28 protein-coding genes are annotated in these 13,900 nt (G+C 42.9%); all 28 read right to left on the bottom strand.

Features of this window, described 5'->3' with window-relative positions:
- Positions 1–882 (bottom strand): hypothetical protein (locus G9U52_RS38300; protein WP_166158579.1); only part of this gene is annotated, 882 nt, incomplete at its 3' end.
- Between the two features lie 19 nt (positions 883–901).
- On the bottom strand, positions 902–2,365 hold the full coding sequence (locus G9U52_RS38305) for a hypothetical protein (protein ID WP_166158582.1): 1,464 nt from the start codon (positions 2,363–2,365) through the stop codon (positions 902–904).
- Positions 2,366–2,437: 72 nt separating this feature from the next.
- Positions 2,438–2,737, bottom strand: coding sequence for a hypothetical protein (locus G9U52_RS38310; RefSeq protein ID WP_166158585.1), 300 nt, complete (start codon positions 2,735–2,737; stop codon positions 2,438–2,440).
- A 53-nt stretch (positions 2,738–2,790) separates the two neighbouring features.
- Complete coding sequence (locus G9U52_RS38315; protein WP_166158588.1) at positions 2,791–3,000, bottom strand: hypothetical protein; 210 nt, start codon at positions 2,998–3,000, stop codon at positions 2,791–2,793.
- On the bottom strand, positions 3,000–3,158 hold the full coding sequence (locus G9U52_RS38320; protein ID WP_166158591.1) for a PTS ascorbate transporter subunit IIC: 159 nt from the start codon (positions 3,156–3,158) through the stop codon (positions 3,000–3,002). Before G9U52_RS38320 ends, G9U52_RS38315 begins: the two co-directional genes overlap by 1 nt.
- Entirely contained in the window at positions 3,159–3,302 is a 144-nt protein-coding gene (locus tag G9U52_RS38325) for a hypothetical protein (RefSeq protein ID WP_166158594.1), read from the bottom strand.
- A 96-nt stretch (positions 3,303–3,398) separates the two neighbouring features.
- Positions 3,399–3,539, bottom strand: coding sequence for a hypothetical protein (locus tag G9U52_RS38330; RefSeq protein ID WP_166158597.1), 141 nt, complete (start codon positions 3,537–3,539; stop codon positions 3,399–3,401).
- Positions 3,539–3,691, bottom strand: a complete 153-nt coding sequence (locus G9U52_RS38335; protein WP_166158600.1) for a hypothetical protein — start codon at positions 3,689–3,691, stop codon at positions 3,539–3,541. The genes G9U52_RS38330 and G9U52_RS38335 overlap by 1 nt, the downstream gene beginning before the upstream one ends.
- A gap of 278 nt (positions 3,692–3,969) precedes the next feature.
- Entirely contained in the window at positions 3,970–4,122 is a 153-nt protein-coding gene (locus tag G9U52_RS38340) for a hypothetical protein (RefSeq protein WP_166158603.1), read from the bottom strand.
- 164 nt (positions 4,123–4,286) lie between these two features.
- Entirely contained in the window at positions 4,287–4,814 is a 528-nt protein-coding gene (locus G9U52_RS38345; protein ID WP_166158606.1) for a DUF3967 domain-containing protein, read from the bottom strand.
- Positions 4,815–4,937: 123 nt separating this feature from the next.
- Positions 4,938–5,138 carry a hypothetical protein gene (locus tag G9U52_RS38350; protein ID WP_166158609.1) on the bottom strand — a complete coding sequence of 67 codons (201 nt, stop codon included), beginning with the start codon at positions 5,136–5,138 and terminating at the stop codon, positions 4,938–4,940.
- Between the two features lie 17 nt (positions 5,139–5,155).
- On the bottom strand, positions 5,156–6,316 hold the full coding sequence (locus G9U52_RS38355) for a protein rep (RefSeq protein WP_166158612.1): 1,161 nt from the start codon (positions 6,314–6,316) through the stop codon (positions 5,156–5,158).
- Positions 6,317–6,629: 313 nt separating this feature from the next.
- Entirely contained in the window at positions 6,630–6,827 is a 198-nt protein-coding gene (locus tag G9U52_RS38360) for a hypothetical protein (RefSeq protein WP_207953475.1), read from the bottom strand.
- A complete protein-coding gene (locus G9U52_RS38365; protein WP_166158618.1) occupies positions 6,811–7,005 on the bottom strand; it encodes a hypothetical protein in 195 nt (64 codons plus the stop codon). Before G9U52_RS38365 ends, G9U52_RS38360 begins: the two co-directional genes overlap by 17 nt.
- Positions 7,006–7,177: 172 nt before the next feature.
- Positions 7,178–7,534, bottom strand: coding sequence for a hypothetical protein (locus G9U52_RS38370; RefSeq protein WP_166158621.1), 357 nt, complete (start codon positions 7,532–7,534; stop codon positions 7,178–7,180).
- Between the two features lie 14 nt (positions 7,535–7,548).
- Entirely contained in the window at positions 7,549–7,899 is a 351-nt protein-coding gene (locus G9U52_RS38375; protein ID WP_166158624.1) for a hypothetical protein, read from the bottom strand.
- 193 nt (positions 7,900–8,092) lie between these two features.
- Positions 8,093–8,251: a hypothetical protein gene (locus tag G9U52_RS38380; protein WP_166158627.1), complete on the bottom strand. Its 159-nt coding sequence runs from the start codon at positions 8,249–8,251 to the stop codon at positions 8,093–8,095.
- A 13-nt stretch (positions 8,252–8,264) separates the two neighbouring features.
- Complete coding sequence (locus G9U52_RS38385) at positions 8,265–8,537, bottom strand: hypothetical protein (protein WP_166158630.1); 273 nt, start codon at positions 8,535–8,537, stop codon at positions 8,265–8,267.
- A complete protein-coding gene (locus tag G9U52_RS38390; protein WP_166158635.1) occupies positions 8,537–8,761 on the bottom strand; it encodes a hypothetical protein in 225 nt (74 codons plus the stop codon). Before G9U52_RS38390 ends, G9U52_RS38385 begins: the two co-directional genes overlap by 1 nt.
- Before the next feature lie 124 nt (positions 8,762–8,885).
- The gene (locus G9U52_RS38395; protein WP_166158638.1) at positions 8,886–9,110 is read right to left on the bottom strand and encodes a hypothetical protein; all 225 of its coding nucleotides are present in this window, start codon (positions 9,108–9,110) and stop codon (positions 8,886–8,888) included.
- Complete coding sequence (locus tag G9U52_RS38400) at positions 9,107–9,415, bottom strand: hypothetical protein (protein ID WP_166158641.1); 309 nt, start codon at positions 9,413–9,415, stop codon at positions 9,107–9,109. Before G9U52_RS38400 ends, G9U52_RS38395 begins: the two co-directional genes overlap by 4 nt.
- Positions 9,412–10,050 (bottom strand): ATP-binding protein, encoded by a 639-nt coding sequence (locus tag G9U52_RS38405; RefSeq protein WP_166158644.1) that lies wholly within the window; start codon positions 10,048–10,050, stop codon positions 9,412–9,414. The genes G9U52_RS38400 and G9U52_RS38405 overlap by 4 nt, the downstream gene beginning before the upstream one ends.
- 4 nt (positions 10,051–10,054) lie before the next feature.
- On the bottom strand, positions 10,055–10,417 hold the full coding sequence (locus G9U52_RS38410; RefSeq protein WP_166158647.1) for a hypothetical protein: 363 nt from the start codon (positions 10,415–10,417) through the stop codon (positions 10,055–10,057).
- A gap of 230 nt (positions 10,418–10,647) precedes the next feature.
- Complete coding sequence (locus tag G9U52_RS38415; protein WP_166158650.1) at positions 10,648–11,037, bottom strand: hypothetical protein; 390 nt, start codon at positions 11,035–11,037, stop codon at positions 10,648–10,650.
- Positions 11,038–11,372: 335 nt separating this feature from the next.
- A complete protein-coding gene (locus G9U52_RS38420; protein ID WP_166158653.1) occupies positions 11,373–11,663 on the bottom strand; it encodes a hypothetical protein in 291 nt (96 codons plus the stop codon).
- Between the two features lie 3 nt (positions 11,664–11,666).
- A complete protein-coding gene (locus G9U52_RS38425) occupies positions 11,667–12,119 on the bottom strand; it encodes a hypothetical protein (RefSeq protein ID WP_166158656.1) in 453 nt (150 codons plus the stop codon).
- The gene (locus G9U52_RS38430) at positions 12,116–12,280 is read right to left on the bottom strand and encodes a hypothetical protein (RefSeq protein ID WP_166158659.1); all 165 of its coding nucleotides are present in this window, start codon (positions 12,278–12,280) and stop codon (positions 12,116–12,118) included. The genes G9U52_RS38425 and G9U52_RS38430 overlap by 4 nt, the downstream gene beginning before the upstream one ends.
- 2 nt (positions 12,281–12,282) lie before the next feature.
- Positions 12,283–13,900 (bottom strand): fibronectin type III domain-containing protein (locus tag G9U52_RS38435; RefSeq protein ID WP_166158662.1); only part of this gene is annotated, 1,618 nt, incomplete at its 5' end.

The raw sequence follows: 13,900 nt of genomic DNA on the forward strand, positions 1-13,900 counted from the left end.
TTTCCACGTAACTACCGCAGAGTCATAAGTTTTACTATCAACTACAAGGTTTGACGGATCTGATAGAAAAGCTCCATTTAGAATAGTTCCGTCAAATTCCATGCCCACAAACTCAGAATTGGGAAAGGGTCCAGCTGGATACGTATCAATCAAGATGGTATTAACCGTTGTCGTGGATAAACCTGTAATTACAATTGGAAAGAGTTTAGCACTAGTCAAATTACTGTTAGCATATCCAGCTAAAACACCATTCAAGTAAACTTCTCCACTGCCATTCGTCGCTCCATAATACATAAATACCGTCGCTGTCGTTACATTCGACATTAGCTTGAGCCTTATTTTCCCTGCCCCTGCCGACCTAATGCCCGTTGACCCGTCCGAGAATGTTTTATTCACCCATGTACCCGCCATTTTATAAACGTTGGGGTTGTCGCCGAAAATACGTTGGACAGATGGAATTGGCAACAAATCAACTTCGTTTACACTAATTGCCCCACCGCCAATATTTCTAATCTTAAAACCTTTTGCCAATGTTGAAGGAATGTCAGTATACGCCCCGCTAGCAACTTTTGCTGGATATTCAGTTCCCCAGCCACCATTAGGAAGAATAGGCACAAAACGAGCATTCGCACCACCTACCATATAATAGCTAGTAATATTAATAGCTCCCTCTGGAAACAGATAATCCACAGCTCCACCAGCAGGGATTGTGATTAGTGTTGCATCGTTACCATCCGTCAAATTCCCCATATTGGCATAAGAGCTTGTTATAATTTTACCCCTCATATATCCAGCAGCAGGAGCAGCACCCACAAAAGGTGCAGCCAACATAAAAATAATTGAGAAAAGCAAAGCGATCCTTATACATGCAGACCATTTCATAAAGCAGATAACCTCCTTTCTATGGAACCATATTAGGCTTCGGTCCCGTTCCCGGTGTACTGCTCGGTATTGGTGCCGGGCCTGCTGACGGTGCTGTACTCGGCTTCGGCCCGGCGCTCGGATTTGCCGCTGGCTTCGGAACCGGGTTATTTGGTGCAGGTGTCGTGCTGCCTGTTGGTTTCGGTGTTGGGTTTGGCAACGTCATTTTAGCCGGGTTCTGGATATCCCCACTATTATTGCTGGAAGCTCCCGGCTTCGGTCCAACTCCCGGTGGATCGTATTGAATGTTATTTAACGGCTGCAAAATTTCGAATGGCTGTGATCCGTCCGTTATATCAATTGCCGGGCCGCTTTCAATATCGAATACCTTTGGTTGCTCGTATCCTGCTGGCAATTTTGGGACCAGCTCGGCAGGATCGGGTGCATGGTTGTCTACAACGGGTAACGGTCGATCCATATTCCCATCTATTTCCGCTTGGCTCGGTGGCACTGGCACTTCGCCAATATAGTCCGATAATTCATCCACTGTTGCCTTGCCGATTTTGTCAGCTATATCCTGCCAATCGGGAGGTGGTGGAAGTGCTGCTTTAATAGCTTCTGTTAGCTCTCCCATGTACACATCCCAATCTGGACATTGTAAAAGTTGGTTAAGCTCCACGCAGACCGGGCATAAAGGATCGAAAGGAGGGTAAACCACTTCGCCCCCTCCACCTTCGCCACCTCCACTTTCACCCTTTGGTCCTTCTGGAGAACTACCATCACCGGGAGCCGGAACGCCGGCCCATGGATCAGAAAAATTACCTGTTTCGTCCATGGCTTCGGAATAAGGGATTTCCCCAGCTTCTTCATAATTGTCACATAACACCGTGTCGTATTTCGTTTCGACCCGCCATGTACCCGGCTTATCCGTAATGTCGTATTGGTATAAGTAAACATCGCTAACATACTCAAACTCCAAAACGCCATCCCGGTAAATTTGGTAATATGGATAGCCATATCCACAACGTGGAGCCGGATCCCAGGATAGATAAGTCCTTGGACCTGATGGCGAATCACCGCGACCAATTTCAACACCGTTTTCATTCATAGGGGCAAAACTCTGGCCGTTATATTGGTCAAGTGGCGAGGGATAAGATTCACATACGTTATTTTTCACTAATGTTGTGGTCATTAGCTGGCTTGTGTTGGTCAGCAATCCGCCCGTGTCGTAAAATTCGAATAAATACTGCCCATTACAAGTCAGGTAAAACAACCCGGTTATTTCTGTACCTTTAAACACCTTTTTCGCATTGGCTTCTGCATTCGCCGGATTGGTGAAAGACACTTTCATGCTGCTTGGTCGTTCTGGAATTTGCTTGTAATACGCGACCATGTAATGATCCTTGAACGGGGTATATTGCACCCAAAGGTTGGTAGCCGCGTAAGCTTGCCCAATCGGCAAAGCCAGCAGCATGACCAAAAACAAAAGCAAAAAGCGTTTCATATCGGGATTCCCTCCTCCTAAACAAAAAAAATGCCCCTAGCTCCCGAAAGAGCAGGGGCTTTCCTCCTGCAATTAAACTTTTGTTCCCTTGCGTGCTGCGCGAACGAGCATAAATGCAAGTCCCAGCAATACCGGGGTAAAAATAACCGCAATCGCCAACATGATCCAATCGCCGTATAACGTCACAAAATTTGTTGCCGTGGTTAACATATCCGGCACGGTGAAAGGAAGGGTAACACCTGTAAAAGCAACTGGCGCTGCATGACCTTCACCCGAAAAACCTACTGACATCCCAACAACCGCAAAAGCAAAAGCCGCAACCATCATGGTACGTTGTTTAAGCAGGTTAAAACCTTTTTTAATGAAATTCATGATTTATTCCTCCATCATTCTATTTGAGCCGGGAATCCCGGTTGCTCACACATTCAGTAGTATTCACGGTCTACATCATCGTCGCTGTCATCGTCGTTCACTTTTTTCGCCACCATAATAACATCAATGATCATATCCAAAACCAAGTACGCGACTAACGCGGCCAGGCAAATCATAGCCATTGGCATGTTATACGACATAAACCATTTCACGTAAAACCAAAACTTATCAAGTCGTTCTAAAGTGAAAAAAGTTGTCGGCATTATTTCCTAGCACCTGCCACCGCTCGGATAATGACCGTTAGCAGCATACCAACAACGATAACAACGACCGGGATCATGACAAACGGTGAAGCCGTAGCCATGAAATTTCTAAACATTGACCAGAAGAAATCCCAGTCCCACACATCCGAAACATTCATTCAATCCACCTTGCTTTCAAGGCTTTTCCAAATCATCATGGCAGCAAACGAAACGCCGATAACGATTGAAAAAACAGCTAGTACAAATTGTACATCCGGGTTCCCAGCAATCAGTAGGAACGTCTGGCCTATTAATGTTTCCAAGCCAGCACCACCTTTATGAAGAACCGTGTTACCATATTGACGAAGATGGGTATAGATAACATAAGGACAAGCGCATAAGCTGTTGTGCTGGCTTGGCTAATCAACATGTTTGCCACCACTTTTTGGCAGGAGCAAAGTGAAAAATAAGCCAATAATCAAAACAAAACCGATAAAGACAATAACAAAAATATCGCCATCCATTGCAAGCCTTGCAGCTTCTTTTGGAATTTCCGACATTACCGCCCAACCCCTTTCCATATGGTGTCGAGGAGCCATTGGAGGATAAGGAAAAGCAGGATCAATGCCAGCAACGTTACAATAGCAATATCGCCCAGCGTAAGCTGGTACAAAACTTCAATGGAGCCGTAAGGTGTTAATACTTCTTCCACGGCATCGCCCTGCCTTTCCAAATTTTTGTTATAGAAAACAAAAAAATCCCGCTTTTGGCGGAATTGGGTAAACTTGTTATATGTACATCTTGAAATTACGAAAAACTCCAAGTATACTTTTCACAGCAACAAGCCAGTGCTACTGGCCGCGTTGCTTTTTTAAAGAAAGCCCCTGATCCGCCAAGATTGCAGGGGCTTTTTTTATTCATTTATACGAACATTTATTCTCAGTTGAGATAATCTGTTTGACTAAATACTAAAAAAAAGAATGTAAAATGTCAATCTTTATTTTTTTTGAGAAAGTTTTCTATCATTTCTTCGATAATTTTGTTATAACCCGGAATCTCTCTTATTTCGTCTATCAATCTTCTTTTTATACTAATTGTCATTGATTCTTTTCTTTCGCCCGGAGGCAACCTTTTCGCTCCCAAAACACCAACTCCACTATCCTTTTACGCCGATGTTTTTATACCAAGCATATCAAAAATTCAAACGTTTACAAGATTCACAATTTACCACATTAATTTTACGCCGCCGCCATATAGTAAAAGAACAGTTAACTACGTTAACGTTAAATACTTGCACGTTTACGAGGCTAACTGTTCTTTTTAAATATTCGTTGTATCCATGATTTATTTTCTTTGGCCGCAGCCAGTTCCATCCGGGTTTCACGCAATTCCTGCAAAGCTTCGACTATCTGCCGGTCCCTTTTTTCCTCCCATTGCTGCCGCTGATCGAGCCGACCTACCAATTCAGCGTTTAAAGAAACCAGCTTTTCCATCTTGCTTTCCAGCACATCAAATCGCTTTTCATATTGCTCCTGTATCGCCAAATCTTCGATACGGTTTCCGTCATGCTTAAATATCGCTACATCCGAATCCTTTGCTGCTACTATCATTGCAGCAGCTTCGAGGGATAGCGCGTTATGATTCCGTAGTGCTTGTAGTTGATTAAAAGCCATAACGTTTTTTTCAGTATAGATGCGTCTATCTGCTTCGCTACGCCCAATGACATAACCAGCAGTTTCCAAAGCCACCGCATACTTACGTACTGTAACGGGTTCAACCCCCAGCATATAAGCAATTTCTTTCGTTCCGTATTGCTTCGGTATATCGCTTTCCATCCGCTACACTCCCTTTTTGAGTTCAAAAACGAAGCCTGGTGAGCTGCTATCGGCACCGTTTTGAGTTCAAAATAATTTCTGAAGATCCCGGATCGCGTCGAGCTGCTTAAAAATTTGAGTTCATTATAAATTTTCAAATATCCCCGGAATCCATCTTTCCCCCATATAACAGTCCACGCAATGCATTAAAGACATTTTCCCATCAATAATTTCAATCCAATTCGCCATTTCTATATCTATTAATTCATTAGGAATAATTTTTCCGCAAATCTGACAATAAACCAAGTCCCTTTTTAAAACAAGCAAAACCCTATTTTTCTTCAATCTACATCACGTCTCCTTTAATGTGGAAAGAGATAATAACCTTTTTTATCCGGCAACCATTTATAGTAAGCTTCCATAAAAGCGCTTTGACACGTTGGACATGTGCAGTTTTTATCATCTTTTCCATCCATATGTATAAGATCCGTTTTTTCGTTCTCTATGTCATCAACGTCCCCGTTTTTACGCAAAAAATCGTAAACGTCCTTTAAAATGCCGCCATAAGCAAAAAGCTTTCTCCCCTTCAAACTAGCGTCCAAAATAGTTACAGCTTCATCCGTATCCACAATGTTACCCGGTATAATAAAATCTGCTGCTTTCGTTACATACTTGGCAAGCTCTGCCACCGCTTCATTTGGAAGCACTTCGGCTTCAATACGAAGCCCCTTTTCATAAAGAATTTTTTCTTCCATCGCTTTATCTCGTTTCATTTTAACGGTTTCAACATGGACAACCGGGTCATAATCGGCTTTCATAGCCTTACGCCACATTTGCACCCATTCTTCCGTTTTTCGGTATTTTTTACTTTTAAAATAAGAGGATGGAACCGCCATTATCACATGAAAATGTGGGTGGTATGTATTAAAATTCGGGTTTATATCTCCAACCTCCAACATAAGACCATCGTAATAATTTTTCCCCTTCTCATACATATCACCAGTAATTAAATATTCTGCGCTCCGTGAAACTTCTGTAGCCCTAAAATACCCTAAAACGGAATCTTTAAAAGCCTTTGTTTCCGTCATTCTTTTCCACGACTTCGCAAGAACATCAAGCTGATCGGGAAGTTCGTAACCTTCCACGTTCTTACAAGTCAATGTAAGAAATATCCAGCGCAATTTCACCGATTTCATTTCCATTGTTGCATGGTGCGCAACCTTTCTAATCTGAAAACCGTTTTTATATGTCCTTCTCCATGCGCACATTGGGCATAACCTCAATCCGCAAAAATGAGCTTTTTTAAGAAACTTATGATGGTTCTCACAAATATTAAAAAGCTGCCAATTCGCACAAACTCGAACACGTTCGGCTCTCTTATCTTTTCCCAGCCTTTTATATGATTCCGACAAGAGCACGGAATTTTTTTTGTTTTTTACCCATGGACGCACTTTGCCCGTGCTGGATTTATCTACAAGCGGAATAAGCTTGATTTTTACTTCGGAATGCCCTAAAATAGACATAGAAGCCCCCTATGAAATTGATTTTGTTCTCGACAAACAAATCATACCATATGGGGCATTTTTTTGTCTATTAATCTAGTAAATTAGTTTCAAATAGTTTCCACCCCAAAAAACAAGGTCAAACCCAAGCCCCGCCCAGCTTTAGAGCACTTTTAAAAATCGACGGAGTTGCGTAAGGTATCAAGTAAAGGAAGACACACGTTTTACGCTCCGCTCCAAACGCTGAGGGCTACGCCCCAAAGGTCAAAACAAAAAGAGAAGCCTAATATGGCTCCCCCACTTAAAACCTCTTAAATTAGTCTTTCCGGCTCTCTCATTTCGAGTTTTTCTTATCCATGTTTCTACGGTCAGCTTCTAAGGTGTTTAAATTTCTTTGCAAGACTTCAGCCGCATAATGAAATCCACCATCAGTTAAATTTTCTATAGCTTCCTTCAATTCATCTATCCGCTGATTCAAATTCATATTATACGTAGGTAACATATCAACCCTCCCCTCATTTTTCATATTCAATTTCTGGTTCATCCGCTTCCGCAGTAATAGCAGCATTCTTTATTATTTCAATCATATCCAGCTTTCCATCCGGTGCCATTTCACTATCCAAAACATTAGCTATCGCCGCCAAAACCGAAGCTAACCGCATTTTTGTTGTCCCTCTGAAAATCATTATATAATAGCCTTCTTTATCCATCGTTTCCATCCTCCCGTTCCTGTTTACACCGTCCCAAAGGATGCCCATAAATGGGCGTTGGGACTTATCATCCTTTGGGATCGAGGTGTTATCTAACTTCAATATCAAAATCGGTTGTTAAAGGAAGAACAAGGCGGATTAAACAATTGGAGCCACATAGTCAAGTTCAACGTTACTTATAATCTTTTTGTGGTTCTTGGCCAAACCAACTATATTCGGGTTCAAATTGTTCCAATTCTTCTTTTTGGTCTATAAAAATAGAACCGTCCTTTGATTCAAAATCAGTGAAACAATTATTTTCATCGTAAACGCCTATCAGTTTAACTTCGACACAACCAACGTTAATTATCGTTTGTTCGTCTTTAGAATGACACTTCGGGCATCTAATTCCATGACCATTCGGATCAAGAAGATTTACACTAAAATGCAAATTGCAATTGAAGCAATATAAAAGCTCATCTAAAAATGTTTTGCCTTGAATGTTAGATTTATAATAATCTTGCAAGCGTTGGTTCGGTAAACATGCCATTGGTTAACACTCCTTTAATTAATATGTCTAAATAGATCAAACGTTTTTTTATCTATGCTAGGAGAATTTTCATAGTGAGCCAGCAGGAAATCCAGCACCGAAACGTCTAATCCCAAGCCAAGCTCCTTTTTAAGCGCCATGTAAGTTTTCTTCCGGGCCTCACCCAGCACAAGCATTTCACTTTCAGCCTTAGCCCTTTGGTTCGCCTTTTCTTCTTCCGTTCTTTTGCGAAATTCTTGAAATTCCCTATATTCCTTCATGAGCCTTTCGATAGTTTCATAGTCCGTTTTAATACGGAATTGATCGCGCAGCTTTTGAAGCTCGTCCCGGACTTCTTCCGGGGCATTGATAGTCACTCTTGCCATTTGAATTCATCCTCTCGTTGCTGGCTCCGCCGATCCGCGGCGCTCCGTTATTATTTTTGAGTTCAAAATAGCAGCTGCAGCTCGGATCCAAATCGTTGTTTTGAGTTCAAAAATTCCTGCAGCATTTTAGCCTGGTCGAAATTATGAGTTCAAAAAGTGTTTATCAGATCCAGCAGCTCGCCGGGCTTTGAATTCATTTCGTAACCTTAACGGTTTCTTCGATGATTTTCCAAGCCACGGATTCACTACTTGCCTTTATCCTTATAACAATTATATCTGGAAATAACATGCTCCTAAATTCAAACAATCCATCGCTGGATAGCTCTAATTCCCATTCGTTTTTAACACCCACAAGCTCCACACTCCTATATAAAAAATTTGATTTGCTCGACTTCTTGCATCGGCTTCGAAACGGGAACAACTTTTTTAATAACCGTCTGGCTCACCTTTGGAGCAGCCGGAACGGTTTCTTCAACTTCCTCCTGGACCTGCTGCTGGATAACATCGAGCCGATGCTCTTTGTGGCATACGCCGCAAATGTATTTAACGCCCCGGCTCCGTTCGATAGCCAAAGCATACCGGGCATTCAGATCCATTTTTTGATTGATCGCACACGGCCCGCAAATTTTATAAAGCATTACATCACCCCTTGATCGTTAATGTCATTAGCTTTCTTCCGAAACGCTGCATCCTGCGGCAATGTCACGCTTGAAATTTTTTCATCGTGCAGGGCTATCAAATAGGCAATAACATCTGCATCGGTTTTTAACTTCAAACTACTTTTCAAATCCACAAACCGGGCCTTAATCCCTGCGCTTGCTTCCACCCTTGGTCTGCTGTCTTTACTTGTTGTCCTAGCCATTCCTTTTCACCTCCACCCCTTCCCAAGCCATTTCTTTCATGTCCCTATAATATATTAAATTGTCCCTAAAGTCAAACTTTTAGGGACAATTATTTTTGAACAAAAAAAAGGTCGGTGCTGGACATCAGCAAACCGACTTTGCGTATTGGTAAAATTCTTCGATTGTGATTTCATGATCTCTAGGAGTTCGTGCCGTCCGATGCTTTGTTATGCTTCCATCTTGCCAAGTGCTTTCTATGAGTTCGTCCCATATCGGTTGATCCTCTAGAATAGCCGTAACTAAAAATCGTTCCCGCCAATAATCGCAAAAGTAGGCTTTTCCTAATTCAAAACCAAAAGCTTTTTTCAAAATAACCCCTCCCTATATTTTTTTAACTCCGTTGGTGTCATTTCCGTTTCCAGAAGGACAAAAAAGGCTTTCTTATGGATAATTACGCGTTGTTCCGCATATTTGCCCTTCCGCTGCCAATGGATGCAATCACGCGGCACTAGGAGCCTTCCAGATAGCCGGGCCACCTTTTCGGCTGTCTCCACATGTTTCCAGTACGTATATTCTTGGATTAACTTTTGATAGCGTACCGGGTGCATACTTGGGAAGTGGTACAGCAGCGTCTGAGGATCGTTTTTAAGCTTTGCCACTGGAACTATGCTCATCCCATCAGCGCCTTTCTTGCGGCATCGTGGCGCTTCTCAAGCTCAATCATAAATACATCTGCATCCCTTTCATTTTTAGGCAGGGGAAAACCGCCAACAAATGAATGGGAGTCAAAAAGGTTAAGGGAATGAATCATTTTAACCTTGGCACTCGGCAAAAAACGAGAATGAAGAAACTGCCCATTAGCCCCAAAAGCATCGGCTTGAAAATCGAAGTAATCGAGCCTGATCCCTTTATTGCCCATTGGCCGCACTTGGATCAAGATTTCCAGCATGTCCCTGATTCTTGTATCGAGCCGTTTAATCGACGGTGTTGCAAAGATTTGTATACTCGCCATTTTCCGTACAAACGTTAAAATATCGGTGGCCAGGGTGTTTTCAAATTTCAGAGATTTCCGGCTATCAAATGACCTATGGGCTTCGTCCCATGCACAAATGGAGCCGTGGGCATCAGCGACCTTAAACCAATCCTCGGCAACTTTCATCCGACTCGATCCAGCCAAGTCATAATTTGCAAAAAGCTTTACATGTCCGCCGTTTTCTTCAATTCTGTTTTTATACATATGGGCAACCATGGATGCTGTCGTTGTCTTTCCAGCACCTAAATTTCCAACCACTCCAATAATGTGGGGCATAAGATCACTTCCCTTTCTGAGGGCTAACGGCTCGACCGTCTGCCATGATAATTGGTTTTGGTGGTTTCGGAATTAATTCTTCAATCGTCATTAAGAAAATGTCCGTCCTAGCCACAAACTTTTTATACTGCCCGGTGAGCTTGTCTATGTAGGACTTGTAAGGATTTGTTTTGCCATGCAGCCTTTCGTTATTACCAAGCGACTCCAAAAACAACAAGGCCCGGAGTTGATCCTCCGACAATGGAGCCGCAACTTTCTCCATAAATTCAAGCACTTGTTTAACATCCGAAACATGTTGGACGTTCGGAAATAAATCATCATTAATTACCTTTTGAATCTTGCTGGCATTGTCTACATGTTCAGCCATAGTGCAGCCACCACCATCATTGTCATTTTTGCCAGCATGAATATGTTTTCTAACATTGCTTCCAACTCCTTTGAATTCATTTACCTTCTTGATCCGGAAAACTGCAGCTCGTTTTTGAACTCATTATTAAATCCGGATTTTGCTTGAAAGAAAGCGACCACTTCTATTTGAGTTCAAAAAGTGCCGATCGTTTGCGCCGGCAGCCGTTGTTTTGAGTTCAAACACTGGCATTATTTTAGAGCTAAGAACAGAACCAACAAGAATATCCCAATGCCGCCAATGATCATTTTACCGATTGGCCACTTCATCGGTTCATCAGCAAACTTTTGTTTTTCGAACAAAGTAATTTGTTTAAGCACGATACTTTTTTCAAGCTCGGCCAGGCGCTTCGTGTCGGTTATATTTTCTTCCGATGCTTTGTAAGAAAAGATTCTGCCCCGTTTGCCGCTGTAAGGTTTAACATCTGCAATCGGAATGGAATACTCCACCTCTCCAGCAGCTAAAATCCGTTCCGAGTCGATCTCCAAGACCGTTGCAATATCTGCCGTGCCATTCGATCCAAAAATGATAATAACGTCCCTTGGCTCATATTCCTTTGGTGCTGCTCCGAAAAGATTCATTTACGTCTACCCCCATTTGATATTTTGCTATATAGCCAAAGAGCCGGGAACACAACCATTAAAATCCCCATTGCCAGCCCTGCCCCGATGCTAAAAAAATAAGAAAACACGCTATCCAAACCTAACCACTCCTTTTTCATGAGTTCAATGCGCCCAGTGAGCTGCTGCATCATCCTGGATCGAATTGAGTTCATAATTTAACCAGGCTAAACGTGCTGAAGAAATTTTTGAGTTCAAAAAGAGTGCCTGGAAGATCTACCTGAAGGTGATTTTGAGTTCATTTCAAAACACTGGCTCCCCGGATCGCGCCGAGCTGCTTGCAGCCCATGAACTCATTACCACCATTTGACCCCATCCTTGACCAAAATATAAATCCGTACCGATGCTTTAAGCAGTTGCAACATGGCTAAAAAAATAATTGCCCCAAGCAAGCTATTTACCACCGCTTGCAATGATCCCGGCAAATACGAGAAAAAACCAAAGTAATGGTTTAAATTGATCCCTTTCCCGGCAATTAGCGAAATCCTGTTCATGTTATCGATCGCCATTTGCAGGAACGACAATGGCGGTGAAAAGATCGAATCAATGAAATTTTTGAAAACTACAGGCAACAAATTTTCAAACATTGTTCAATCGCCGCCTTTCATGCTGCCAAGCAGCTTAATCGCTACAAAAGCCGTCGAGAACCAAATCAGGAACAACAAGACATAGGCTAACGTATCAATTTGGTAAAAATCCAAGCCCCCGACTACGTTGTTAAAAACATTCGTCCATGCCCCGTCATTCCTTGTTGACGGTGTAAAAGTAAAACCTGCCAAGGTAAGGAAAATACCTTTCACCAAAGCGAAAAATATTTTCCCGATACCCAGCAGCAACATGAACAGCAGCAACACCAATTTCCCAAGCTGGAAGAAAAAATAAAAAATGATAGCGAACAAAATAAAAAAAGGACGGAACAGCAATTCCAGCAGATCAAAAAGTTTTTGGAACAAGTAGCCAAAAAGCTCGGATATGTAACCCATCATGGATCCAAACGTCCGCTGGAAAAACGTGCTGATCCACCCTAAAAACTGTGCCATCATGCCCGGCGTTTCCTTCCGTCTATCCGGGCTTGCCTCATCAGGTCAATGACAAACCCAACCATCGAATCAGCAAAAGCCACCGAACAAAACAGCAGCATAGGACCGCCGATATAGGTTAAATACGGCGCTGCACCTGCCACAATATATTGTGCATCATCCATCCCTATCCCCTCCTTGTTTTTGGTGACCGATTGTAACTTTTCATTTCCACTACTGCCCGTTCCTTCGGTTCTCTGTTTTTCTCAATACGATCAAAGGATTCTTTGCGATGGGCTACTTGTTTTCCAGCCTGTTCCTTTACCCATTTTTTAAATTCAGCCCTTTCCGTCCGTTCCTTCATCTTCGTTGCTTTTTCTTGTTCAGGAGTACCATACAAAATCCGGTGCACCTTCTCCTGATCCGGCGTTCTTTTATTCGGTCTTGATCTTGCTTCCCTGCCAGTCCTTTTCCTTTCACCTTTATTGTCCAAGCTATTATTTTTGGCGCTGCTTCGCATTAATCCAGAAACGAGCATCCATAATATCGGTGCAAACAAAACCCCTAATCCCAAGAGTACCCATGATCCATACATCCTAAGGAAGTTTACCGCTGTAACTAGAGCATCTTGCATCCCAAACGGCAAATGGATTTCGGTGAAATCCAAGACGCTGGCTACTGGCCTTGCATACAAAGTTGCTTTAGGAGAAACCTTGTCCGTCCGATTGGCTACCACATCATATTTATAGGTTTGATTGTTCGTAAGCCCTGCATCGGAATAGCTTGTCCCCCCGATCTCGGCAATTTCCACATCGTCCCTGTACACCGTGTAAGTTGTAGCACCCGGCGATGCCGTCCAAGCCAGCACTACCTTTTGGTCGGATATAGCTGCTCGAAATTGCGCTGGCCGCAATGGAATATCTACCACCGAATAGCTGACAGGTGTAGACAATGGCGATTCGTTGCCGTTGGTATCGGTAGCTGACACTTGAAAATTGTAGGTGCTGCCTTCCTGCAAATTGCCTACACTGTACTGGTTTTCCGCAATCAACCATGTCGTGTTGAGCTTCGCCCCGTTGAGATAAATCGAGTATCCAGCCAAATCCGGCTCCGCGTTCTGCTGCCAAACTGCCAACACCGAATAAGGTCCATTAGGTTCCAATGCCAAACCAATCGGGGCAGATGGCGAAACGGTATCAAACAAGGTCACAACCGGGGCCGAGTGAGTTGATTCGTTGCCGCTTGTGTCAACCGCGGTTACTGTCCATGTATAAGTTACATTGTTAGGGACTGCCAACGAATATATGAGGCTTGGCACTAATCCGGTGGAAACTTTGACTCCATTTTTATAGACGTTGTAGCCAGCAACATCCGTTGATATGGATGCATCCCAATCCAATGCTACGTTCCCATTTGTCGGGATTGCTGAAAGCCCTGTGGGTGCATTGGGTGGCGTAGTGTCTGGCAAGGGATCGGTCTGGAAAGACAAAAACGATCCATTCGATTCATTCCCCATACTATCTGTCGCTGTAAACCTCAAATTGTAGTTGGTCCCTCCAGCCAAGCCATTTATCGTTGCTGTCCTCGTTGCGCCTATAAATCCATCTTCGATTGTCGAAGTGTAGACCAAGCTTGGATTGTATATTTTGATCGTTTTCAAATCGGATTCTTCCGGGTTTTTCCACGTAACTACCGCAGAGTCATAAGTTTTACTATCAACTACAAGGTTTGACGGATCTGATAGAAAAGCTCCATTTAGAATAGTTCCGTCAAATTCCATGCCCACAAACTCAGAATTGGGAAAG

It is taken from the genome of Paenibacillus agricola (assembly GCF_011440305.1).
Taxonomy (GTDB): domain Bacteria; phylum Bacillota; class Bacilli; order Paenibacillales; family NBRC-103111; genus Paenibacillus_S; species Paenibacillus_S agricola.

Excerpts from the sequence above, each read along its gene's own strand:
- G9U52_RS38390 (WP_166158635.1), bottom strand. The coding sequence starts at position 8,761 with ATGGCTAGGACAACAAGTAAAGACAGCAGACCAAGGGTGGAAGCAAGC.
- G9U52_RS38425 (WP_166158656.1), bottom strand. The coding sequence starts at position 12,119 with ATGATGGCACAGTTTTTAGGGTGGATCAGCACGTTTTTCCAGCGGACG.
- G9U52_RS38365 (WP_166158618.1), bottom strand. The coding sequence starts at position 7,005 with ATGGATAAAGAAGGCTATTATATAATGATTTTCAGAGGGACAACAAAA.
- G9U52_RS38400 (WP_166158641.1), bottom strand. The coding sequence starts at position 9,415 with ATGAGCATAGTTCCAGTGGCAAAGCTTAAAAACGATCCTCAGACGCTG.
- G9U52_RS38420 (WP_166158653.1), bottom strand. The coding sequence starts at position 11,663 with ATGTTTGAAAATTTGTTGCCTGTAGTTTTCAAAAATTTCATTGATTCG.
- G9U52_RS38330 (WP_166158597.1), bottom strand. The coding sequence starts at position 3,539 with ATGTCGGAAATTCCAAAAGAAGCTGCAAGGCTTGCAATGGATGGCGAT.
- G9U52_RS38405 (WP_166158644.1), bottom strand. The coding sequence starts at position 10,050 with ATGCCCCACATTATTGGAGTGGTTGGAAATTTAGGTGCTGGAAAGACA.
- G9U52_RS38315 (WP_166158588.1), bottom strand. The coding sequence starts at position 3,000 with ATGCCGACAACTTTTTTCACTTTAGAACGACTTGATAAGTTTTGGTTT.
- G9U52_RS38310 (WP_166158585.1), bottom strand. The coding sequence starts at position 2,737 with ATGAATTTCATTAAAAAAGGTTTTAACCTGCTTAAACAACGTACCATG.
- G9U52_RS38430 (WP_166158659.1), bottom strand. The coding sequence starts at position 12,280 with ATGGATGATGCACAATATATTGTGGCAGGTGCAGCGCCGTATTTAACC.
- G9U52_RS38375 (WP_166158624.1), bottom strand. The coding sequence starts at position 7,899 with ATGGCAAGAGTGACTATCAATGCCCCGGAAGAAGTCCGGGACGAGCTT.
- G9U52_RS38370 (WP_166158621.1), bottom strand. The coding sequence starts at position 7,534 with ATGGCATGTTTACCGAACCAACGCTTGCAAGATTATTATAAATCTAAC.
- G9U52_RS38320 (WP_166158591.1), bottom strand. The coding sequence starts at position 3,158 with ATGAATGTTTCGGATGTGTGGGACTGGGATTTCTTCTGGTCAATGTTT.
- G9U52_RS38415 (WP_166158650.1), bottom strand. The coding sequence starts at position 11,037 with ATGAATCTTTTCGGAGCAGCACCAAAGGAATATGAGCCAAGGGACGTT.
- G9U52_RS38345 (WP_166158606.1), bottom strand. The coding sequence starts at position 4,814 with ATGGAAAGCGATATACCGAAGCAATACGGAACGAAAGAAATTGCTTAT.
- G9U52_RS38385 (WP_166158630.1), bottom strand. The coding sequence starts at position 8,537 with ATGCTTTATAAAATTTGCGGGCCGTGTGCGATCAATCAAAAAATGGAT.
- G9U52_RS38410 (WP_166158647.1), bottom strand. The coding sequence starts at position 10,417 with ATGGCTGAACATGTAGACAATGCCAGCAAGATTCAAAAGGTAATTAAT.
- G9U52_RS38305 (WP_166158582.1), bottom strand. The coding sequence starts at position 2,365 with ATGAAACGCTTTTTGCTTTTGTTTTTGGTCATGCTGCTGGCTTTGCCG.
- G9U52_RS38355 (WP_166158612.1), bottom strand. The coding sequence starts at position 6,316 with ATGTCTATTTTAGGGCATTCCGAAGTAAAAATCAAGCTTATTCCGCTT.